The organism is Pseudomonas sp. MF6776, assembly GCF_016613125.1.
Taxonomy (GTDB): Bacteria; Pseudomonadota; Gammaproteobacteria; order Pseudomonadales; family Pseudomonadaceae; genus Aquipseudomonas; species Aquipseudomonas iridis.
In genome coordinates this window covers 36,757-57,596 of sequence record NZ_JAENSQ010000005.1, presented here as the reverse complement: position 1 = coordinate 57,596, position 20,840 = coordinate 36,757, and the positions used below count along the sequence as shown (strand labels likewise).

Sequence of the window (20,840 nt, the reverse complement as noted above, 5' to 3'; positions counted from 1 at the left end):
AGGTTCTCCCGCGCAGTCGATCAGAGATCGGCCGGCAGCGGCTCTTTCAGCCAGGTCTGCGAGTTCTTTTCCAGCGCACCGTCGGTCTTGGCGGTGTTGAGAATGTCGTTGACCTTGGTCAACAGCGCCGTTTCATTTTTGTTCACGCCAACGTAGACCGGCGAGTCCTTGAGCTTCACTTTCAGCGCCGGTACCCGTTTCGGGTTCTTTTCACTGATTGCGACCATCACCACGTTGCCGCTGGCAATCAGGTCGACCTGGCCCGCGAGATAAGCGGCGATGGTCGAGTTGTTGTCTTCGAAGCGTTTGATGGTCACGCCTTCAGGGGCGACTTTGCTCAGTTCGATGTCTTCGATGGCGCCACGGGTGACGCTGATGGTTTTGCCCTTGAGGTCGTCGAGGCTGGTGATCGCCGCCTCTGGTGGGCCGAACACGGCGAGGTAGAACGGTGCGTAGGCGCGAGAAAAGTCGATGACTTTCTCGCGTTCCGGGTTCTTGCCCAGGCTGGAAATCACCAGATCGACCTTGCCGGTGGTCAGAAAGGGGATGCGGTTGGTGCTGTTGACCGGGGTGAGTTCGAGTTTGACCTTGAGCTGATCGGCCAGCAGTTTCGCCGTGTCGATGTCCAGGCCGCGGGGTTTCATGTCCGGGCCGACCGAGCCGAACGGCGGGAAGTCCTGCGGCACGGCGACTTTCAGCGTGCCGCGTTTGACCACGTCGTCGAGACCATCGGCGTGAGCGGGCGCCTGGCACAGCAACAGGCCGGCAAACAGGGAAGCGAGGAGGGCGCTGTAACGCAGGGTCATGGACAATCTCCGGATCGGCGGGAAGTATTTTCTGCGATCGGACAGAGCATGGGCCGTGCCAATACGCAGTTTTCTCTCGGCGCGCCGCAGTTTCAGCGGGGTTGCTCGGTCTTACTGGTCTGAACAGTCAGGTTGTTTTTCGCACTGCGATAGCGCATCGGTCAAGTTCGCCGAACCCCGCTGGGGCACGACTTGCCGGACTCGGCGAATAGCTTTACAACTAGCCGCACATTGGTCTGGTACGTCTGAAAATCATGAACTCGATCTCCCGCGCCGTGCCCGAAGTGGCGCTGCAAGCGATCCGCAAATTGATCACCGAACAGGGCTTCGGCCCGGGCGACGCCTTGCCGTCGCAACGTGATCTGGCGCTTCAACTGGGCGTCAGCCGGGCGTCGTTGCGTGAGGCGCTGTCATCGTTGAGCGCGCTGGGTCTGGTCAGCATTCAGCCGGGCAAGGGTGTGTTCGTGCAGTCGCCGGTGGAGTTGTCGCGCGGGGAGAGTGCCGGGAGCTGGCCCTTCGCGGCGCAGGCCTCGCCGCTGGATATCTTTCAATTACGCTATGCCCTTGAAGGCTTTGCGGCGGGGCTGGCGGCGGTGACGTTGAGCACATCTGATCTGGATGCGCTGGAAGACAATGTCGCCGCTATGCGCGAGCAATTGCGATGCGCCGACTTCGAAGCGGCGGCGAAGCTGGATTTCGAATTTCACCGACGAATCCTGTTGGCCAGCGGTAATCAGGCGATGCTGAGCATCCTTACCGCCAGCGCCGAGATCTTTCTGGAGAGTCAGAAACTACCGTTCATCCGCGCCGAACGCGCCATGGAAACCTGGCAGGAGCACCGCAAGATCCTTCGCGCGCTGGCCCGGCGTGCCTCGGGTGCAGCGCAAAAAGCCATGCAGGAACACGTGCGCAACGCCGCACTGCGCACCGGAATCGCCTTCATTGCTCCCGCCAGCGCTTGACTTGAGCTATACCCAAACTCATAAGGCACCATAGCAAGACTCAATCATCTTCGGCTTCCTGAACCGGAGCGGGGCGGATATGATGGGCCACGTTTTTTTGCTTACAACCTGGAGAATTCCATGAGCAGCGATCTTATCAAACACGTTAGCGACGCTAGCTTCGAAGCCGACGTACTCAAGGCCGAAGGCGCTGTACTGGTCGACTACTGGGCTGAATGGTGCGGCCCTTGCAAAATGATCGCTCCGGTTCTGGACGAAATTGCCGAGACTTACAAAGGCAAGCTGACCGTTGCCAAACTGAACATCGACGAGAACCAGGAAACCCCGGCCAAGCACGGCGTACGTGGTATCCCGACGCTCATGCTGTTCAAGAACGGCAACGTTGAAGCGACCAAAGTCGGCGCCCTGTCGAAGTCGCAACTGGCTGCTTTCCTCGACGCCAACATCTAAGCGTCGCAGCAAAGTGCCTGAAAAAAAGCCCCGCAATTAGCGGGGCTTTTTGCGTATTCAGGGCTAGACGCTCCGAAACTCAGGTGGTACATTCGGCCCCGCACTGGTTTCTCCAATGCCCCCTGCTAGCCGTCGCCGACGCACTCCTTTTCGAATAAGTACGCGATCCTGTCGCCTTCTCTGCGGCGCGGCCTCATTAAGCCAAAAGCTTAATTTCCCCCCTCCATAAATGATTACGTCATTCCTATATGAATCTGACTGAACTCAAGCAAAAGCCGATTACCGAACTGCTCGAATTGGCCGAACAGATGGGCATAGAAAATATGGCCCGTTCGCGCAAGCAGGACGTGATTTTCTCCCTGCTGAAAAAGCACGCTAAAAGCGGCGAGGAAATCTCCGGTGATGGCGTGCTGGAGATTCTCCAGGACGGCTTCGGCTTCCTGCGCTCCGCTGACGCTTCTTACCTCGCCGGCCCAGACGATATCTACGTCTCGCCGAGCCAGATCCGCCGCTTCAACTTGCGCACCGGTGACACCATCGTTGGCAAGATTCGCCCTCCGAAGGAAGGCGAGCGGTATTTCGCTCTGCTCAAGGTCGACACGATCAACTTCGATCGCCCAGAGAACGCGAAAAACAAGATTCTCTTCGAGAACCTGACCCCGCTGTTCCCGACCGTGCGCATGAAGATGGAGGCCGGCAACGGTTCCACCGAAGACTTGACCGGTCGTGTGATCGACCTGTGCGCTCCGATCGGCAAAGGCCAGCGCGGTCTGATCGTTGCACCGCCGAAAGCCGGTAAAACGATCATGCTGCAGAACATCGCAGCGAACATCGCCCGTAACAACCCTGAAGTTCACCTGATCGTATTGCTGATCGACGAACGTCCGGAAGAAGTAACCGAAATGCAGCGCACCGTGCGCGGCGAAGTGGTTGCCTCGACCTTCGACGAGCCGCCGACCCGTCACGTCCAGGTTGCCGAAATGGTGATCGAGAAGGCCAAGCGCCTGGTCGAACACAAGAAAGACGTGGTGATCCTGCTTGACTCCATCACCCGTCTGGCCCGTGCCTACAACACTGTGATCCCGAGCTCCGGCAAGGTATTGACCGGTGGTGTCGATGCTCACGCCCTGGAGAAACCAAAGCGTTTCTTCGGTGCTGCGCGCAACATCGAAGAAGGCGGCTCGCTGACCATTATCGCCACCGCGCTGGTTGAAACCGGCTCGAAGATGGACGAAGTGATCTACGAAGAGTTCAAGGGTACCGGCAACATGGAACTGCCTCTGGATCGCAAGATCGCCGAGAAGCGTGTGTTCCCTGCGATCAACATCAACCGTTCCGGCACCCGCCGCGAAGAGTTGCTGACCGCCGACGACGAACTGCAGCGTATGTGGATTCTGCGTAAGTTGCTGCACCCGATGGACGAAGTCGCGGCCATCGAGTTCCTGATCGACAAGCTGAAAACGACCAAGACCAACGACGAGTTCTTCTTGTCGATGAAGCGCAAGTAATACCAGCGCTGTTCAAAAGGACGCCCCGAAAGGGGCGTTTTTTTTTGCGCGCAATTATTTGTGTATGGATTGAAACGAACGCTGCTGATAACTTTCGCGCTTTCAGGGACTTTGTATCCAAAAGAAGAAAGGTTTTTCATGCATACGTTTGGCAATCGCCGTGATATCGACGGATTACGGGCACTGGCGGTCATCCCGGTCCTGCTGTTTCATTTCGGCTTCAATACATTCAGTGGCGGCTTTGTCGGCGTTGACGTCTTTTTCGTCATTTCCGGCTTTCTGATCACCACCATCCTGTTCCGTGAAATCAGTGCGCAGCGTTTCAGCTTCCTTGATTTTTGGGGGCGCCGCGCCCGACGCATCCTGCCCGCCTTGACCGTAGTGGTCGTGGTAACGCTGGCGCTAGGCTGGCTGTTGTTGACGGCCAAAGACCTTTCCGAACTGGGGCGCACGATTCGTTACCAGTCGTTGTTCATCTCCAACATCCTGTTCATGCGTGAAGACGGCTACTTTGCGCCGGCGTCGGAGCTCAAACCGCTGCTGCATACCTGGTCGCTGGCGGTGGAAGAGCAGTACTACATCTTCTTCCCGCTGATGATGGTGTTGCTGATGCGCTATGTCCGGCATTGGCGCTGGATGCTGTTCGCCGTGCTGCTGGTGTCGTTCGGCCTGAACATCGTCTATATCGAGCGCAGGCCCGAATTCGCGTTTTTCTCGCTGCCGACTCGCGCCTGGGAGTTGCTGTGCGGCGCCATGCTGGCGGTGATGCCTGCGCCGAAGCAGGCCCCAAGCGCATGGCTTCGGCAGTCTGTCGGCCTGGCCGGATTGGCTGCGGTGCTGGTGGCGATCTTCACTTTTGACCGGTCCACGGTGTTCCCGGGCTGGGCAGCATTGCTGCCGGTATTGGGCACGACGGCGCTGATCTGGTCAGGCGCGCAGGGCGCGACATGGACTGGCCGACTGTTGAGTATGCAAGTCCTGGTGTGGATCGGCCTGCTGTCCTATTCACTTTATCTCTGGCATTGGCCGGTCTATGTGTATGCCAATGCGATCTCGATCGACGGCATCCAGCCTCTGGAGGCGCTGGGCTGGATGGCCCTGGCGCTGGGCCTGGCATGGCTGAGCCTGCGCTATATCGAACTGCCGTTTCGGGAAAAGCGAGTATTCGCCAGCCGTAACTCGGTGTTGGTCGGCGGTCTGGTATCGATCACCGTTCTGGCGATCACCGGCTCGGCGATTCGCTCGGCAGACGGTGTTCCACAGCGTCTGAGCGGCAAGGCGCTGGAATACGCTCAGTCCCGGGAGTGGAACGCCGGGCAGTCGAAATGCATGCACTTGAGCACGGACAAGGCGCTGACCAAGTCCTGTCTGGTGGGCGGCGATCCGGAGAGTGGGGCGACAAAGTTGTTCTGGGGCGACAGTCACGCCGCCGCATTGTTGCCGGCCATCGAAGGCAACACCGGTCGTAATGTCCAGCCGGCGTGGCTGTACAGCTTGACGGGTTGCCCGCCGATTATCGAAGACAGGCTGCGCCAGCAGTGCAAAGACTTCAATAAGCGCAACATGGAACGCGTCATCAGTCTGGGGATCAAGGACGTGGTGCTGGCAGCGAACTGGAGCCTGTACGTTTATGGTCGCGAAGATGGCGATGGCGACAGACAATTCCTGCTTGATCGCAAAGACAACCCACGCCAGGCAGAGCAGCGCATGGCCGCCGGCATCAAGGCGCAAGTGTCCGAGTTGCGCGCAGCGGGTGCGCAGGTCTGGTTGTTCAAGGAAGTGCCGTTGCAACACAAGAGCTTCATTGATCGTCTGACCAGTCTGGCGCGAATCGGTCGCTCGGCGGAGGGCCTTGGTCGCCCGCTTCAGGAGCACTTGGCGCGACAGCAGTTTTTCACGTCACTGTTCAGCTCGATGAGCGCCGCCGATTCGGGCGTGCATGTCATCGACCCGACGCCGCTGATGTGCAAGGACGGGTTGTGTGCCATCGATGTCGATGGCCGCTCGCAGTACAAGGACGCGGATCATCTTTCGGACGTGGGCAGCGCCAGACTGAGCCCGCTGTTTGCGCCGTTGCTGCTGGGTACGAACCAAAATTGAGCGATGCCAGGCGCTGACGGGCTGCTGTTTGCCCGTCAGAGCAGGTAGGATGTACGCCTATTTTGAGGGTGCCATCGTCAATGAAATTCAAGGATCTTCGGGATTTCGTGCAGCAGCTTGAGCAGCGCGGAGAGTTGAAACGCATCCAGATTCCCGTCTCGCCGGTGCTGGAGATGACTGAGGTGTGCGACCGCACGCTGCGGGCCAAAGGCCCGGCGCTGCTGTTCGAGAAGCCGACGGGCTACGACATCCCCGTGCTCGGCAACCTGTTCGGTACCCCCGAGCGGGTGGCCATGGGCATGGGCGCCGAGTCGGTCAGCGAACTGCGCGAAATCGGCAAGCTGCTGGCTTTCCTCAAGGAGCCGGAACCGCCGAAGGGCTTGAAAGACGCGTGGTCGAAACTGCCGATCTTCCGCAAGATCATTGCCATGGCACCGAAAGTCGTCAAAGACGCGGTGTGCCAGGAAGTGGTTATCGAAGGCGATGACGTCGATCTGGCGATGCTGCCGGTGCAAACCTGCTGGCCCGGCGACGTCGGCCCGCTGATCACCTGGGGCCTGACCGTCACCAAAGGCCCGAACAAGGACCGTCAGAACCTGGGCATCTACCGTCAGCAGGTGATCGGCCGCAACAAAGTCATCATGCGCTGGCTCAGCCACCGTGGTGGCGCTCTGGATTATCGCGAGTGGTGCGAGAAGCATCCAGGCCAGCCGTTCCCTGTGTCGGTGGCTCTCGGTGCTGACCCGGCGACCATCCTCGGCGCCGTGACGCCAGTGCCGGACAGCCTCTCCGAGTACGCGTTCGCCGGCCTCTTGCGCGGCAACCGCACCGAACTGGTCAAGTGCCGTGGCAACGACCTGCAAGTGCCGGCCACTGCCGAAATCATCCTTGAAGGCGTGATTCATCCGGGCGAAATGGCAGATGAAGGCCCGTACGGCGACCACACCGGTTACTACAACGAAGTCGACAGCTTCCCGGTGTTCACCGTCGAGCGCATCACCCACCGGATCAAACCGATCTACCACAGCACTTACACCGGCCGTCCGCCGGATGAGCCGGCGATCCTCGGCGTGGCACTGAACGAAGTGTTCGTGCCGATCCTGCAGAAGCAGTTTCCGGAAATCACCGACTTCTACCTGCCGCCGGAAGGCTGCTCGTACCGCATGGCCATCGTGACCATGAAGAAGTCGTATCCGGGCCACGCCAAGCGCGTGATGCTGGGTGTCTGGTCGTTTTTGCGACAGTTCATGTACACCAAATTCGTTATCGTCACTGACGACGATATCAACGCCCGCGACTGGAACGACGTGATCTGGGCCATCACCACGCGCATGGATCCCAAGCGCGACACGGTGATGATCGATAACACGCCGATCGACTACCTCGACTTCGCCTCGCCGATCTCAGGCCTGGGTTCGAAGATGGGGCTCGATGCCACCCACAAGTGGCCGGGCGAAACCACTCGCGAGTGGGGTCGTGTGATTGTCAAGGACGACGCTGTCACCCAGCGGATCGATGCCATCTGGAATCAGTTAGGAATAGATTGATGCGTGTAACCCTGCAGCCTTCCGGAGCGGTACTTGAGATACAGCCCGGTGAGCGGATTCTCGATGGTGCGCGGCGCCTGGGCTACGATTGCCCGCAAAGCTGCCGCAACGGCAACTGCCACGTGTGTGCGGCGCTGCTGGTGGAAGGCCGGGTCGAACAGGCCGGCACGGTGCGCGATCACGGTGAGTTCTACACTTGCATAGCCGAGCCGCTGGAAGACTGCATCGTGCTGTGGGATGGCGTGCTTGCGCTGGGAGAACTGCCAGTGCGTAGCCTGTCGTGTCAGGTCATCGAATGCCGCGACGTCGGCGGCGACACCTGGCGTGTGCGTCTGCGTGCGCCGGCCGGCAAGCCACCGCGCTATCACGCCGGGCAATATTTGATGATCGAGCGCGAGAGCGGCGAGAAGTCGGCGTTTTCCATGGCCTCGGCACCGCACGGTGGGCGCGACCTGGAAATCCACGTGCTGGCGCGCGAAGCCAGTGCGTTGAGCCTGATCGAACAACTGCAACGCAACGCAATGGTGCGCGTCGAACTGCCATTCGGTGACACTCACCTCGCCGAGCTGCCGGACGGGCCGCTGGTGTTGGTTGCCGCTGGCACAGGAATGGGCCAGATCCATAGCCTGATCGAACATTGCCGCGCCAACGGCTTCAAGCACCCGGTGCATCTGTACTGGGGCGTGCGTCGGCCGGAAGATTTCTATGAGATCGAACATTGGGACGAATGGGTGAAGCTGCCCAATCTGTTCCTGCACAAAGTCGTCAGCGACCAATGTGGCTGGGAAGGCCGCTGCGGAATGCTGCACGAGGCGGTATGTGAAGACTTTACCGATCTCAAGTCCCTTCACGTCTACGCCAGCGGCTCGCCGGCCATGGTCTACGGGACGCTGGACGCGCTGGTCGAAGCGGGGATGGATGCTCATCAAATGCGCGCCGATGTGTTCGCGTATGCCCCGCGCTCTTGAGCCGTGCGGGTAAATCGTTATAACTCACTATATAGCCGATCGGTATTTATCTAATTGGGTAAATACCGCTAGGTTATATATCAATCAGGCAATCTATTAATAAGTGTGCCATGGCACCTAAATTGCCTTAAAACATATGTGCCTTATTGTTACAACGGTGCGTTCTATTAAGTAATTCTTCACCCGCGGGGAGCTGAACGCTATTCGCCATGAGTGCCATTGAAAACGCTTTTCTGAACCTGGCTTACCCTCCGCGGCTCGATCTTGGGCCGCAGCTGACGCACGAACAACTTCTCGCTTCCATGCAATCGACCATGGCGCGCCACAAGGGCGGGCCGGTGTGGCTGTTCGCCTACGGTTCGCTGATCTGGCGGCCGGAATGCAATTCGGCGCAGCGCATGCGCGGTCGCGTGCACGGCTATCATCGTGGGTTGTACCTGTGGTCGCACGAACATCGCGGCACCCCGGAAATGCCGGGGCTGGTGTTCGGTCTGGATCGTGGCGGTTCGTGCAGTGGATTTGCTTATCGCTTGCCCGAAGACGATCTGGACAGTGCGCTGTATGCACTGTGGAAGCGCGAGATGCCGTTCCCGTCCTATCGGCCACACTGGCTCAACTGCCGGCTCGAAGATGGCAGTCAGGTTCAGGCATTAGGATTTGTTTTGGAGCGACACCTGCCCAGCTATGCCGGCAACTTGCCGGATCACGTGCTGAGCCAGGTGTTCGCAAGCGCTTGCGGGCGTTACGGCACCACTCGCGATTATGTCGAGCAGACCGCCCACGCCCTGCGCAGCCACGCCATGCCAGACCGAAATCTGGAGGCGCGGCTCAAGCGTTGTAAATCACAGGTCGATCAAGCGACCGCTTCGCGGCTCTGACTGGCAACTTGCTTGTGCCATAGCGTCGGGGCCAGGAAGGCCATCGCCAGCAGGCACGCGCTCACCAGCAGGACAAAACCGCCGTCCCAGCCGAAGTGGTCGACGGTGTAGCCCATCGCCGCACTGGCCGCGACCGAACCACCCAGATAACCGAACAGACCGGTGAAACCCGCAGCGGTACCCGCGGCTTTCTTCGGCGCCAGTTCCAGCGCCTGCAGGCCGATCAGCATCACCGGGCCGTAGATCAGGAAGCCGATGGAGACCAGCGCGATCATGTCCACAGTCGGGTTGCCGGCCGGGTTGAGCCAGTAAACCAGCGTTGCCACGGTCACCAGTGCCATGAACACCATGCCGGTCAGGCCACGGTTGCCACGGAAGATCTTGTCCGACATCCAGCCGCACAGCAGCGTGCCCGGAATCCCTGCCCATTCGTAGAAGAAGTAGGCCCACGAGGTTTTATCCACGGTGAAGCCCTTGGCTTCCTTGAGGTACGTCGGCGCCCAATCCAGTACGCCGTAGCGCAGCAGGTAGACGAAGACGTTGGCCATGGCGATGTACCAGAGCATTTTGTTGCGCAGCACGTATTTGACGAAGATTTCCTTGGCGCTGAATTCGTCTTCGTGGCTGGCGTCGTAGCCTTCCGGATAGTCGTTCTTATACTGCTCGATTGGCGGCAGGCCAACCGATTGCGGGGTGTCACGCATGGTCATGAAGGCGAAAACCGCCACGGCCAGAGCCACAGCTGCCGGCACGTAGAACGCCGCGTGCCAGTCGTTGAACAGGCCCATGCCGAGCAGGAACAGCGGGCCGATCAGACCACCACCGACGTTGTGCGCCACGTTCCACACCGAGACCACGCCGCCGCGTTCTTTCTGCGACCACCAGTGCACCATGGTTCGCCCGCTCGGCGGCCAACCCATGCCCTGTGCCCAGCCGTTGATGAACAACAGAATAAACATCATGGTCACGCTAGACGTCGCCCACGGCGCGAAACCGAACACGAACATTACCCCAGCCGATACCAGCAGGCCGAAAGGCAAGAAGAAACGTGGGTTGGAGCGGTCGGACACCAGGCCCATGAGGAACTTGGACAGACCGTAGGAAATGGCGATGGCCGACATCGCCAGACCCAGATCGCCACGGCTGTAGCCCTCGTCGATCAGGTACGGCATGGCCAGGGAGAAGTTTTTGCGCAGCAGGTAATAACCCGCGTAGCCAATGAAAATGCCAGCGAAGATCTGCCAGCGCAGGCGGCGGTAGGTGCTGTCTATTTTTTCTTCAGGCAATGGAGCCTGATGTGCGGCAGGACGAAAGAAAGCAAACATTCAAGAGCTCCAGATTTCTTGTTTTGACTGCGGATGCGAATGTTACAGTTTCGTTACCGAAAATAGCACTGGTTCGCATCCACCAAAAAGGGGAAATGTTGGAAATCGCACATTCCTTTACGAACCTGTCGCTCAGCTGTAACAACGGGGCGTTTTTGTCGCGATTGAAGGGTTGTGTCTTAGACTCGGCTCAATAGTCCCGCCTGATTCAGCAGAGATAAACGATGGCTCCGAAGGTCCGCAGGTTATTGCCGAGGTTGTTGATGGTGGCCGTCGTTGCGGCTTCAGTACTGGCGTTGAGTGTTGTTCAGAGCTCTGCGGCTCCGGGCTTGCGCAATGTCACGGTGTTGATCGTTCGTCATGCGGAAAAACCCGACGTGGGCAGGGAGCTCAATGCCCGAGGCGAACAGCGCGCCGCGGCGTACGCCGACTATTTCACCCCGCTGAAACTGGATGGTCAGACCCTAACGCCGCAGCGGCTGATTGCGACCGCAGACAGCGCCGAAAGTATCCGGCCTCGGCAAACACTGATCCCGCTGTCCCTACGCCTGCAGCTGCCAATCGAACAACCCTGTGCCAATAGCAAAGTCGATAAATTGGTGAGTCTGCTGCGCGAGAAAAATCAGGCGCAAACACTGCTCATCGCCTGGCACCACGGGCACATCAATAAGCTGATAGCGGCGTTCGGCGGCGATGGCCCCGCCCTGATCGGTATGCCGAAATGGCCTGTGGATGTTTACGATTGGCTCATCGTTCTGCGCTTTGATGACAACGGCGAACTCATCGAGTCGCGTAGTCAGAAGATTCAGGAGCAGCTGTTGCCGGGCGATTTTGCGGGATCGCCCGGCAGTTAAAAGTTCTTCCTGATTTCAGCGCACCTGCACCACAACCTTGCCCACAGCCTTGCGCTGGCCAAGATCATTGATCGCTTGCGCCGCATTGCTCAGTGGATACACCTGCGACACCAGCGGTTTCAACTTGCCCTCGGCAAACCAGCCGAACAGTTGCTGGAAGTTCGCCGCGTTGTCCTGCGGTTGGCGCTGAGCGAAGGAGCCCCAGAACACGCCGAGTACCGCGGCACCCTTGAGCAGGGCGAGGTTGACCGGCAGTTCGGGAATGCGTCCGCTGGCAAAACCGACCACCAGCAGGCGTCCGTTCCAGGCGATGGCGCGGATGGCCTGGTCGAAGAGATCGCCGCCGACCGGGTCGTAGATCACGTCGGCACCCTGACCGTCGGTGAGGCGTTTGATTTCTTCCTTTAAGTTGGTTTCGCTGTAGTTGATCAGTTCATCGGCGCCGGCAGCCTTGGCCACGGCGAGTTTTTCCGTGCTGCTGGCAGCGGCGATGACCCGTGCACCCATGGCTTTACCGATTTCTACGGCCGCCAGTCCGACACCGCCGGAAGCACCCAGCACCAGCAGGGTTTCGCCGGGCTGAAGGTTGGCGCGTTGCTTGAGGGCGTGCATCGAGGTGCCGTAGGTCATGCTGAATGCAGCGGCGATGTTGAAGTCCATCGACGGCGGAATCGGCAGCACGTTATAGCCCGGCACCGCGACCTGCTCGGCGAAGCTGCCCCATCCGGTAAGGGCCATGACCCGGTCGCCGACTTTCAGATGACTGACCTTTTCGCCGACGGCGCTAACCACGCCGGCCGCTTCACCACCTGGCGAAAACGGGAAGGGCGGCTTGAATTGGTATTTGCCCTCGATGATCAGCGTGTCCGGGAAGTTGACCCCGGCGGCGTGCACGTCCAGCAGGATTTCGTTCTTCTTGGCGACAGGACTGGCGATGTCTTCCAGCACCAGCGATTCGGCAGGGCCGAAGGCTTTGCACAGCACGGCTTTCATCAGGGCTATTCCTTTGGGAGTGATGGCCGATAAGTGTAGGTGTGTCAGTCAACGGGTCAACGAGCATACCCGGCCCTGATAGCCAGCCATAAGCTTGTGCTTGCGCGGCGGGTCGTTATGCTAGGCCGTAAACCGGATAAGGAGCGAATTGTGAAAGCGTGGATCATGTTGTTGCTGGCCCTGTCTCTGCCTGTGGCAGCGCTGGCCGAAGAAGCCAAAGAAGGCGAGGCGCCGAAGGTCAACTACATCACCCTGAGCCCGCCGTTCGTGGGTAACTATGGGCTCGATGGCACGCCGAAACTGAAGGTGTTCAAAGCCGATGTGGCGCTGCGTGTGACCGGTGAAGAGTCGACCAAATTGGTCAAGGCCAACGAACCGTTGATTCGCAATCAGCTGGTGGCACTGTTCTCCCAGCAGACCACAGAAGCGATGGGCAGCATCGAGGGCAAGGAAAAGTTGCGTCAGGAAGCGTTGAAACAAACGCAGCAAGTAATGAATGACGAAACTGGCAAGCCGGTGGTTGAGGATCTGTTGTTCAACAACCTGATCATTCAGTAAGTGCGTTGGCTGCTGTTCAGGACGCCAGGCTTTTGCGAAAGCGCGCCAGGGCAATGACGAAGAACAGCAGGCCGATGGCCGTCAGCGCCAGCAAGTCCGGCCAGACCACGCTCAGCCCGGCGTCGCGAAACAGAATCGCGGCGCTGAGGCTGACAAAATGCGTGGACGGTGAGCCTTGCATGACCCACTGCAGCCATTGCGGCATGCTGTCCAGCGGCGTACTGCCGCCGGACAGCAGCAACATCGGGATGATCACCGGAATGGCCAGCAGGCCGAACTGCGGCGTCGAGCGCGCCAGGGTCGCCAGAAAGATCCCCAGTGCGGTACTGGCAAACAGATAAACCGCCGTCACCAGTAAAAACAGGCTCATCGAGCCGGACAACGGCACGCCGAGCGCGCCTTTGACCACCACCTCCAGTGACAGCCAGGTGCACAGTACCACCACCAGCAGGTTGCTCCAGATTTTTGCCAGCATGATTTCCATCGCCGTCAGCGGCAGCACCAGCAAATGGTCGAGCGTGCCGTGTTCGCGTTCACGCAGCAGCGCCGTGCCGGTCAGGATGATCGCCAGAATGGTGACGTTGTTGACGATCTGAATCACCGCCAGAAACCAGCCCCCCTCCAGATTAGTGTTGAACAGGGCGCGGGTAGTCAGTTGCACTGGCGCCTTGCTCGCGGCATCGCTCTGGCCGCCATAGGCCTGCAGTTCGCGCTGGAAGATCCGGCCGATGTAGCCGGCGCCCATGAACGCCTGGCTCATCGCGGTGGCATCGACGTTGACTTGAATGGCCGGTTGTCGCGCCGCGAGCAGATCGGTCTGAAAACGCGCCGGTATATTGATCACGAAGGTGTATTGGCCGCTGTCCATGACCTGGTCCAGTTGCGCGTAAGGCAACAGCACAGGTGTCTGGAACTCTGGAGGTTGCAGGGCCTGGGCCAACTGGCGCGAGAGGGCGCTGTGGTCTTCGTCGACGATCGCCACGCTGGCGTTGTGCACGCCGATCACCGAACCGGCGGCGGGCATGTAGATCGCCACGGTAAAGGCGTAGAACAGGAACAGCAGCAACACGCTGTCGTGGCGCAGGCTGGTCAGCTCCTTGAGTCCCAGGCGCAGGATGTGCGCGAACTTGTGCATCAGGCCTCCTGCTTTTTCAGCATGACCAGGCTCAGCCCGGTGAACCCGACAAAGAACCCGAACAGCGCGAGGCACTGCGGCCACAGCTGCCGCAAGTCCAGCGCTTTGGTGAAGGTACCGACGGCGATGTCGAGGAAATGCCCCGCCGGAAACAGCATGCCCATCACCGCTGCGGCCCCTTCCAAAGAGGAGCGCGGCACAATCAGCCCGGAGAACTGGATGGTGGGCAGGCTGGTAATGATCATGGTGCCGAGGATCGCAGCGATTTGCGTACGGGTGAACGCCGAGATCAGCAGGCCCATGCTGGTGGTCGCCAGCACGTAGAGCAGGCCGCCGAATGCCAGCGTCAGCAGGCTGCCCTTGAACGGTACGCCGAACAGCCAGCGGTTCATCGCCACCAGCAGCGCAAGGTTGATCAGACTGACCAGCAGGTACGGCGCTTGTTTACCCAGCAGAAACTCCAGACGAGTCAGGGGCGTGGCGTAGAAGTTGGTGATCGAACCCAGTTCCTTTTCGCGCACGATGCCGAGCGCGGTCAGCATCGCCGGAATGAACGCCAGAATCAGCGCCATCACCCCGGGGCCAATCGCGTTGACGCTGACCACATCCTGGTTGTAGCGAAAGCGCGTTTGCAGGCTGGCGCCCGCCTGATGGTTGATGGCGGGGCTGCTCTGCTCGGCCAACTGTTGAAGATTGGCCAAATGGACGGCTTCGACGTAATTGCGGCTGGTTTCGGCGCGAAACGGCATGCCGCCATCGAGCCAGGCCGCCACGGCGGGTTGGCGCCCGGCGTACAGATCGCGGCCGAACCCGGGGGGAATCTCCAGCGCCAGTTTGATTTCCGAACGTTGCAGGCGTCGATGCAGTTCTTGAGCGTCATGGATGGCCGGTTGTTCGTCGAAATAACGGGAGCCGCGAAAGGCTTCCAGATAAGTTCGGCTCTGCGGTGTCTGATCCTGGTCGTAAACGGCGAACGCGAGGTTTTCCACGTCCAGGGAAATCCCGTAGCCGAAAATCACCATCATGAAAATCGCCCCAGCCAGTGCAAAGGCCATGCGCACTTTGTCGCGCAGCAGCTCCTTGCCTTCGCGACGGGCCACTGCCAGCAGGCGACCGAGGCTGAAACCGCGCTGCTTGAGCGGTGGCGGGTTATCCGCTGGCGCTGTCGGCGATTCACTCGTGGGCGGCGATTGGGCAGTGCCCTGGGCCTGTTCCAGGCACGTCACGAAAGCGGCTTCCAGCGTTTCTCCACCGAACTGACGTTGCAGCGCCGCCGGGGTGTCGCACGCCAGGACTTTGCCTGCGTGCATCAGCGAGATGCGGTCGCAGCGCTGGGCTTCGTTCATGAAGTGGGTGGAGAGGAAAATCGTCACGCCTTGCTCGCGGGAGAGTTCGATCAACAGCCGCCAGAAATCATCGCGGGCTGCCGGGTCGACGCCGGAAGTCGGCTCGTCGAGGATCAGCACTTCCGGGCGGTGCAACACCGCCACCGCCAGCGACAGACGCTGGCGCAGTCCGAGAGGCAAGGCCCCGGACGGCTGATCGGCGACGCTGAGCAGATTGAAGCGCTGAATCAATGCATCGATGCGTTGCGCGCTCTCGGCTTTGGGCAAGTCGAACAGCCGGGCGTGCAGCTCAAGGTTCTGCCGCACGCTGAGCTCGCCATACAGCGAAAAACTCTGGGACATGAAGCCGACCCGCTTGCGCGTGGCCAGATCCTTGGCGTCTACCGGGTTGCCGAGCAGCGTCGCACTGCCCTCGCTGGCGGGCATCAGCCCGGTGAGGACTTTCATGGTGGTGGTCTTGCCGCAACCGTTGGAGCCGAGAAAACCGAAAATCTCGCCGCGCCCGATGGCGAAGCTGACGTGATCCACGGCGGTGAAGTCGCCGAAACGCAGCGTCAGGTCGTGGGCCTCGATGGCGATGTCGCTGCTGCCACCGCTACGTGGCGGAATCACCAGCGGCTGGGCGTCATGCTGGCTGTCACCCTGGAAATGCGTGAAGGCCTCATCGAGTTTGCCGCTGGGGGTGACAGCCGCCAGTTCACGGCTCAAGCCGGTGGCGATCAACTTGCCGTTGTCGAGCATCAGGCAATGCTCGAACTGTTCGGCTTCCTCCATATAAGCGGTGGCGACCAGCAGGGTCAGTTGCCGGCGCTGGCGCCGTACGTCGTCGATCAACTCCCAGAAACGCCGGCGTGACAGCGGGTCGACGCCGGTGGTTGGCTCGTCGAGGATCAGCAGGTCCGGCTCATGGATCAGCGCGCAGCACAGCCCCAGTTTCTGTTTCATGCCGCCGGACAACTTGCCGGCGGGGCGCTCAGCGAACTTCAACAGATCAGTGGCGAGCAGCAGGTTGTGCATGCGTTGTTCGCTGTCGGCTTTTGATAGACCGAACAGCGTGGCAAAGAACTGGATGTTTTCGCGGATCGACAGCTCGGGATACAGATTGCCGCCCAATCCCTGAGGCATGAAGGCGATGCGTGCATACAACGTGTCGCGGTGGCGGCGCTGCTCAATGGGCCCACCGAGGACGTCCAACTGCCCTTGTTGCAGGGCCTTCACCCCGGTGATAAGCCCCAGCAGGCTGGACTTGCCGGCGCCATCGGGGCCGATCAGCCCGCAGCGGGTGCCGGCGGGCAGGCTGAACGTGATCTCGCTCAGGGCTTGCTGTTTGCCGTAGCGGTGCGCGATGCCGTTCGCCTGAACCGCGAGATTGCTCATTGCAGATTGGCCGGCCAGGCGATCGGCGCGGTGCGCACATACCCGGCACCGGGCATGCCGGGCTTGGCTTGCGGCACGGCGCTGGGTTGGGTCAGGCGCAGCTTGACGCGGAACACCAGTTTTTGCCGCTCGTCGCGGGTTTCGACTTCCTTGGGGGTGAACTGGGATTTGCCGGCGACGAAACTGATTTTTGCCGGCAAGGGTTTCTCGGGCAGGGCATCGAGCAGCACCCGCGCCTCATCGCCCACCGCCAGCCGCCCGGCCACGGAGGCGGACAGGTAGAGGTTCATGTACTGATCATTGGGATCAATCAGCAGCAGGACGCGGCCGCCGGCACCCAGTACTTCGCCGGGTTCGGCCATGCGTAACTGGATCACGCCATCAATCGGCGCGCGCAGGCTGCTGTCGTCGATTTCGCTGGTCAGTTGCGCGACCTGCGCCTGCGCTGCGCCGATCGCTGCACTGACCGCCGACACTTGGGCGCGGGCCGCCGTCACCGCAGCGTTGCCGGTGCCCATGCGCGACTGCAATTGGTCGATGGCCTGGGCGCTGACGAAGCCGTGCTTGAACAGCGACTGCGATCGGCCGAGTTCTTGCTGGGCCAGCAATAGCTCACTCTGACGCAACTGCACGTTGGCCTGAGCGGCGTTGAGGTTTTCCCGGGCGCGCAAGACTTCGGCTTCGGCCTGGTTGCGTTGGGCTTCAAGGGTGCGGGTGTCCATGCGCGCGAGCAATTGCCCTTTAGTGACCTTGTCACCTTCATCGACCAGCACTTCGGCCAGGCGACCGGGTGTCTTGCTGGCGATCTGCACTTCGGTGGCCTCGAGTCGTCCGTTGCCGGCCGACAGGCCCTCGGGCAGACGGCTACTGAGCGACTTCCAGTAACCGAAGCCGCCAGCGGCCAGCATTAGTGCAATAAGCGATCCGGCAAATAGAAGTGAGGAACGGCTGTGCGTCGACATGGGGGCATCCTGCGGCTGTGGCGTCCAGTCTGACGGTTCAAGCGCTGGGGGCGCTTGATGTCAATCAAATGAGCGGCAAGCCTAGACCCTTTTGTCTGGGCCCACTGCGTGACCGAGCGGTTCTCAGCGCAAGCCGTGCACAGCGGCCCACTGCTCGGCGGTGACGGGCATCACTGACAGGCGACTGCCTTTTTGTACCAGTGGCATCTCGGCCAGCGCCGGCTGCTGCTTCAGATAATCGAGTTTCAACACCCGCGCAAAGGTTTCGACGTGCGCCACGTCGATTGCACTCCAGGCGTTTTTCTCCGCCGTGGCCTTCGGATCGAAATAATGACTTTCAGGGTCCAGCGCCGTCGGATCCGGATACGCCGCTTCGATTATTTTTCCGATCCCGGCAATTCCCGGCTCCGGGCAGCTGGAATGGTAGAAAAAGAACTCATCCCCCACCGCCATCGCGCGCAGGAAGTTGCGTGCCTGATAGTTGCGAACCCCGTCCCAGCGCGCTTTGCCGAGTTTCTCCAGGTCTCTGATCGAGAGTTCGTCAGGTTCGGATTTCATCAGCCAATAGGCCATGGTTTTTGCTCCTGGAGCGTTCTTTGGGCAAGTTGTCGGGCAATTTTATGACAAACCGACAGTCGGTTGACGTCAGCGTTTGCGCACAGGTTCTCGTTGTCGCAAAATGCCGGCCTTTAAAGCTTGACGCTGCTGCACGGCCTACGAATGGAAACCGCTGCTGTCATCGTGATGATGTGCCTTGAGGGGGGCAATCGATGAAACGCAAACCGGATTTGCTTTGGGTTTTGGTTATTTTGTTTGGTTTGGGCGTTGTGACCACCGGTTACGCGCAAAGCCTGTGGGCCAACAAGGCCGACGCACCGATTGAAATCGCGCAACAGGTTCAACAGTCAACAGCCTTCAAGCGCTGAAACTGCCTCCTCGACGCCGCTGATCTGCGGCGTTCAGTCTACGAAATACCACGCCTTGTCAGTGACCGTGCCTTGCAACGGTACATCCCAACTCGCCTGTGCCAGCCGTTCGACCTTCTGACATTCATGGGCCAGACCCAATAATGTCGGCTTGCGCCAGTTCTTGCGCCGCGCCAGATACGCCAGGCTGCGATCATAGAAGCCGCCGCCCATCCCCAGACGTCCGCCGACGTCGTCAAATCCCACCAGTGGCAACAACACCAGATCCAGTGTCCAGATCTTGCGCTGGCGAGCCAGATTGGCGCGCGGCTCAAGAATGCGGAAACGGTTGGGTTTGAGTTTTTCGCCGGGCCGGATGCGCTGGAACACCATTTTGGTTCGCGGCCAGGCGCTGAGCACCGGCAGGTACGTGGCCTTGCCCCGGCGCTGTGCTTCACGCAGCAGCAGACGCGGATCGATTTCACCGTCGGTGGGCAGGTACAGGGAGATGTGTTTTGCCCGGCGAAAGTGCGGGTCTTGCGCCAATTGCCGGAACAAGCCTTTGGCAGCCTGGCGTTGTTCAGCAGCAGTCAGTGCGCGGCGCGCCTTGCGCAGCAGGCGGCGGAGTTGCGGGCGGGGCAGCAGCGCGAGTTCGGTCATGGTTCGGCTTCGGCAGGTTGGACGAAAACGTACGCATAAAAAATCCGATGTCGGCATTCACCGACATCGGATTCGAATCAGGCTCCCCGGATGAACCGCTGTCAACTTAGCCCTTGAACCCGAAAGTTCAAGGTGGAAGATGCAGTAGACTTTAAGGCTTTCCGTCTGGCGGACATGCACACCAGCCCAACGTGCAACTTCCAGGGTAGTGCGAATCGGCTCAGGGACATCGTCAACTGGCAAGCACCCCAGGGAGTGCCGCGAGTATACCTCAAGCGGACGGGCGAATCAGCCCTTGCTGATGTCCGGATCGTCGGCCAGGACCAGATCGACACGATCGAGCAAGTCACGCACCTGCTCACGGGTCGAGCCGCTGGCTTGAATGTCCGGGCGCTCTTCTTTGTGCAAGAGATCGTGAGTGATGTTCAGTGCGGCCATCACAGCAATGCGGTCGGCACCGATGACTTTGCCGCTGCTGCGGATCTCGCGCATCTTGCCGTCCAGGTAGCGTGCGGCGCTCACCAGATTGCTGCGCTCTTCCTGCGGGCAAATGATCGAATATTCTTTATCGAGGATCTGCACGGTAACGCTATTGCTTGAACTCATGAGTCTTGCTCCAGGGCCTTGAGGCGCGAAATCATCGATTCGACCTTACGCCGGGCGATTTCGTTTTTTTCAATGAGGTGCGCGCGTTCCTCGCGCCAGGTCTTTTCCTGAGCTAGTAAGAGTGCGTTTTGACTCTTTAGTTGCTCGACTCGGCCAATCAGCAGTTCGAGTCTGGCCATCAGCGCTTGCAGGTCGTTGTCTTCCATTGGATTCACTGTCTGATGGGTTAGCTGGCGGACAGCCTTTAATAGTCTTGGCGAGTCTGTCGATGTAGGATACAAGGCCTCCATTCTAGACATAGCGCCGTCTGGCGCCTAGCTGCCCATGACCATTGCGAATTCCCCGTACCAAGCCTTTGCCACCCTGCTGACCTCCAGCGGCCATAACGTCTCGCCTGCCGAACTGCACGGCTTGCTGCTCGGGCGCAGTTGCGCCGGTGCCGGCTTCAATGCCGACGAGTGGCTGATCGATGCCGCCGAGCTGCTCGAAAGCGAGCCCCAGGACAACATCCGCAACGCTCTGATTGGCCTGCAAGAGATGGTCAAGGGTGAGCTGACCGGCGACGACGTCACTGTCGTCCTGCTGCTGCCGACCGATGACGCGCCACTGGCTGAGCGTGCCGCCGCACTGGGCGAATGGTGCCAGGGCTTCCTCAGCGGTTTCGGCCTGAACTGCCGCGACAGCAGCATGCTCAGCACTGAAGCCACCGAAGTGTTGCAGGATCTGGCCGCCATTTCCCAGGTGCAAGATGCCCTGGAAGAATCCGAAGACGGCGAGACCGACTACATGGAAGTCATGGAGTACCTGCGCGTCGCGCCGCTGCTGCTGTTCACGGAAACCAAAAAAGCCGACGTGCCGCCAGCCGCCAAGCCGTCGCTGCATTAATCGCGAGCCAGGGAA

21 protein-coding genes and 1 other RNA gene are annotated in these 20,840 nt (G+C 60.1%); 11 read left to right on the top strand and 11 right to left on the bottom strand.

Features of this window, described 5'->3' with window-relative positions; all coding sequences use genetic code 11:
* Nucleotides 1-20: 20 nt before the first annotated feature.
* A complete protein-coding gene (locus JJD74_RS07300) occupies nt 21-806 on the bottom strand; it encodes a transporter substrate-binding domain-containing protein (protein ID WP_042561680.1) in 786 nt (261 codons plus the stop codon).
* A 254-nt stretch (nt 807-1,060) separates the two neighbouring features.
* Between JJD74_RS07300 and JJD74_RS07295 the strand changes: the two genes are divergently transcribed.
* The 7 genes from JJD74_RS07295 to JJD74_RS07265 all read left to right on the top strand — a co-directional run bounded on the left by JJD74_RS07295 (nt 1,061) and on the right by JJD74_RS07265 (nt 9,219).
* Entirely contained in the window at nt 1,061-1,768 is a 708-nt protein-coding gene (locus JJD74_RS07295; protein ID WP_042561679.1) for a FadR/GntR family transcriptional regulator, read from the top strand.
* Nucleotides 1,769-1,888: 120 nt separating this feature from the next.
* On the top strand, nt 1,889-2,218 hold the full coding sequence (gene trxA / locus JJD74_RS07290) for a thioredoxin TrxA (protein ID WP_003206727.1): 330 nt from the start codon (nt 1,889-1,891) through the stop codon (nt 2,216-2,218).
* A 248-nt stretch (nt 2,219-2,466) separates the two neighbouring features.
* A complete protein-coding gene (gene rho / locus JJD74_RS07285; protein ID WP_042561678.1) occupies nt 2,467-3,726 on the top strand; it encodes a transcription termination factor Rho in 1,260 nt (419 codons plus the stop codon).
* A 138-nt stretch (nt 3,727-3,864) separates the two neighbouring features.
* A complete protein-coding gene (locus JJD74_RS07280) occupies nt 3,865-5,826 on the top strand; it encodes an acyltransferase family protein (RefSeq protein ID WP_115146607.1) in 1,962 nt (653 codons plus the stop codon).
* Nucleotides 5,827-5,906: 80 nt separating this feature from the next.
* Nucleotides 5,907-7,373 carry a 4-hydroxy-3-polyprenylbenzoate decarboxylase gene (gene ubiD / locus JJD74_RS07275; RefSeq protein WP_047304091.1) on the top strand — a complete coding sequence of 489 codons (1,467 nt, stop codon included), beginning with the start codon at nt 5,907-5,909 and terminating at the stop codon, nt 7,371-7,373.
* The gene (locus tag JJD74_RS07270) at nt 7,373-8,341 is read left to right on the top strand and encodes a CDP-6-deoxy-delta-3,4-glucoseen reductase (protein WP_042561675.1); all 969 of its coding nucleotides are present in this window, start codon (nt 7,373-7,375) and stop codon (nt 8,339-8,341) included. Before ubiD ends, JJD74_RS07270 begins: the two co-directional genes overlap by 1 nt.
* 209 nt (nt 8,342-8,550) lie before the next feature.
* Nucleotides 8,551-9,219, top strand: coding sequence for a gamma-glutamylcyclotransferase (locus tag JJD74_RS07265; protein ID WP_042561674.1), 669 nt, complete (start codon nt 8,551-8,553; stop codon nt 9,217-9,219).
* On the opposite strand, the gene glpT is transcribed toward JJD74_RS07265, so the two are convergent.
* Nucleotides 9,195-10,544 (bottom strand): glycerol-3-phosphate transporter, encoded by a 1,350-nt coding sequence (gene glpT, locus JJD74_RS07260; RefSeq protein ID WP_042561673.1) that lies wholly within the window; start codon nt 10,542-10,544, stop codon nt 9,195-9,197. The two genes, JJD74_RS07265 and glpT, sit on opposite strands and share 25 nt — an antisense overlap.
* A 224-nt stretch (nt 10,545-10,768) precedes the next feature.
* On the opposite strand from glpT, the gene JJD74_RS07255 reads away from it, so the two are divergent.
* Nucleotides 10,769-11,398: a flagellar basal body-associated protein FliL gene (locus JJD74_RS07255; RefSeq protein WP_200612567.1), complete on the top strand. Its 630-nt coding sequence runs from the start codon at nt 10,769-10,771 to the stop codon at nt 11,396-11,398.
* Nucleotides 11,399-11,413: 15 nt separating this feature from the next.
* Here JJD74_RS07255 and JJD74_RS07250 read toward each other — a convergent pair whose 3' ends face one another.
* Nucleotides 11,414-12,391 carry an NADPH:quinone oxidoreductase family protein gene (locus JJD74_RS07250; protein ID WP_200612565.1) on the bottom strand — a complete coding sequence of 326 codons (978 nt, stop codon included), beginning with the start codon at nt 12,389-12,391 and terminating at the stop codon, nt 11,414-11,416.
* 150 nt (nt 12,392-12,541) lie between these two features.
* Here JJD74_RS07250 and JJD74_RS07245 point away from each other — a divergent pair, with 150 nt between their 5' ends.
* Nucleotides 12,542-12,949 carry a flagellar basal body-associated protein FliL gene (locus JJD74_RS07245; protein WP_042561670.1) on the top strand — a complete coding sequence of 136 codons (408 nt, stop codon included), beginning with the start codon at nt 12,542-12,544 and terminating at the stop codon, nt 12,947-12,949.
* 16 nt (nt 12,950-12,965) lie between these two features.
* Here the strand turns inward: JJD74_RS07245 and JJD74_RS07240 are convergent, their stop codons facing one another.
* From JJD74_RS07240 to JJD74_RS07225, 4 genes are all read right to left on the bottom strand, one after another.
* The gene (locus tag JJD74_RS07240) at nt 12,966-14,084 is read right to left on the bottom strand and encodes an ABC transporter permease (RefSeq protein WP_200612563.1); all 1,119 of its coding nucleotides are present in this window, start codon (nt 14,082-14,084) and stop codon (nt 12,966-12,968) included.
* Nucleotides 14,084-16,807: a ribosome-associated ATPase/putative transporter RbbA gene (gene rbbA / locus JJD74_RS07235; protein WP_200612561.1), complete on the bottom strand. Its 2,724-nt coding sequence runs from the start codon at nt 16,805-16,807 to the stop codon at nt 14,084-14,086. Before rbbA ends, JJD74_RS07240 begins: the two co-directional genes overlap by 1 nt.
* Nucleotides 16,804-17,769, bottom strand: coding sequence for an HlyD family secretion protein (locus JJD74_RS07230; RefSeq protein ID WP_047304083.1), 966 nt, complete (start codon nt 17,767-17,769; stop codon nt 16,804-16,806). Before JJD74_RS07230 ends, rbbA begins: the two co-directional genes overlap by 4 nt.
* A 123-nt stretch (nt 17,770-17,892) precedes the next feature.
* Nucleotides 17,893-18,342, bottom strand: coding sequence for an EVE domain-containing protein (locus JJD74_RS07225; RefSeq protein ID WP_200612559.1), 450 nt, complete (start codon nt 18,340-18,342; stop codon nt 17,893-17,895).
* A 197-nt stretch (nt 18,343-18,539) separates the two neighbouring features.
* Between JJD74_RS07225 and JJD74_RS07220 the strand changes: the two genes are divergently transcribed.
* A complete protein-coding gene (locus JJD74_RS07220; protein ID WP_164488117.1) occupies nt 18,540-18,695 on the top strand; it encodes a hypothetical protein in 156 nt (51 codons plus the stop codon).
* A 33-nt stretch (nt 18,696-18,728) separates the two neighbouring features.
* On the opposite strand, the gene JJD74_RS07215 is transcribed toward JJD74_RS07220, so the two are convergent.
* The 4 genes from JJD74_RS07215 to JJD74_RS07200 all read right to left on the bottom strand — a co-directional run bounded on the left by JJD74_RS07215 (nt 18,729) and on the right by JJD74_RS07200 (nt 20,146).
* Entirely contained in the window at nt 18,729-19,334 is a 606-nt protein-coding gene (locus JJD74_RS07215; RefSeq protein ID WP_042561665.1) for a 5-formyltetrahydrofolate cyclo-ligase, read from the bottom strand.
* A 79-nt stretch (nt 19,335-19,413) separates the two neighbouring features.
* A non-coding RNA gene (gene ssrS / locus JJD74_RS07210) (6S RNA) lies at nt 19,414-19,592 on the bottom strand.
* A 30-nt stretch (nt 19,593-19,622) separates the two neighbouring features.
* Complete coding sequence (locus JJD74_RS07205; protein WP_007967943.1) at nt 19,623-19,940, bottom strand: cell division protein ZapA; 318 nt, start codon at nt 19,938-19,940, stop codon at nt 19,623-19,625.
* The gene (locus JJD74_RS07200) at nt 19,937-20,146 is read right to left on the bottom strand and encodes a TIGR02449 family protein (protein ID WP_016985919.1); all 210 of its coding nucleotides are present in this window, start codon (nt 20,144-20,146) and stop codon (nt 19,937-19,939) included. The genes JJD74_RS07205 and JJD74_RS07200 overlap by 4 nt, the downstream gene beginning before the upstream one ends.
* 118 nt (nt 20,147-20,264) lie before the next feature.
* Here JJD74_RS07200 and JJD74_RS07195 point away from each other — a divergent pair, with 118 nt between their 5' ends.
* Entirely contained in the window at nt 20,265-20,825 is a 561-nt protein-coding gene (locus JJD74_RS07195) for a YecA/YgfB family protein (RefSeq protein WP_042561664.1), read from the top strand.
* Nucleotides 20,826-20,840 lie beyond the last annotated feature (15 nt).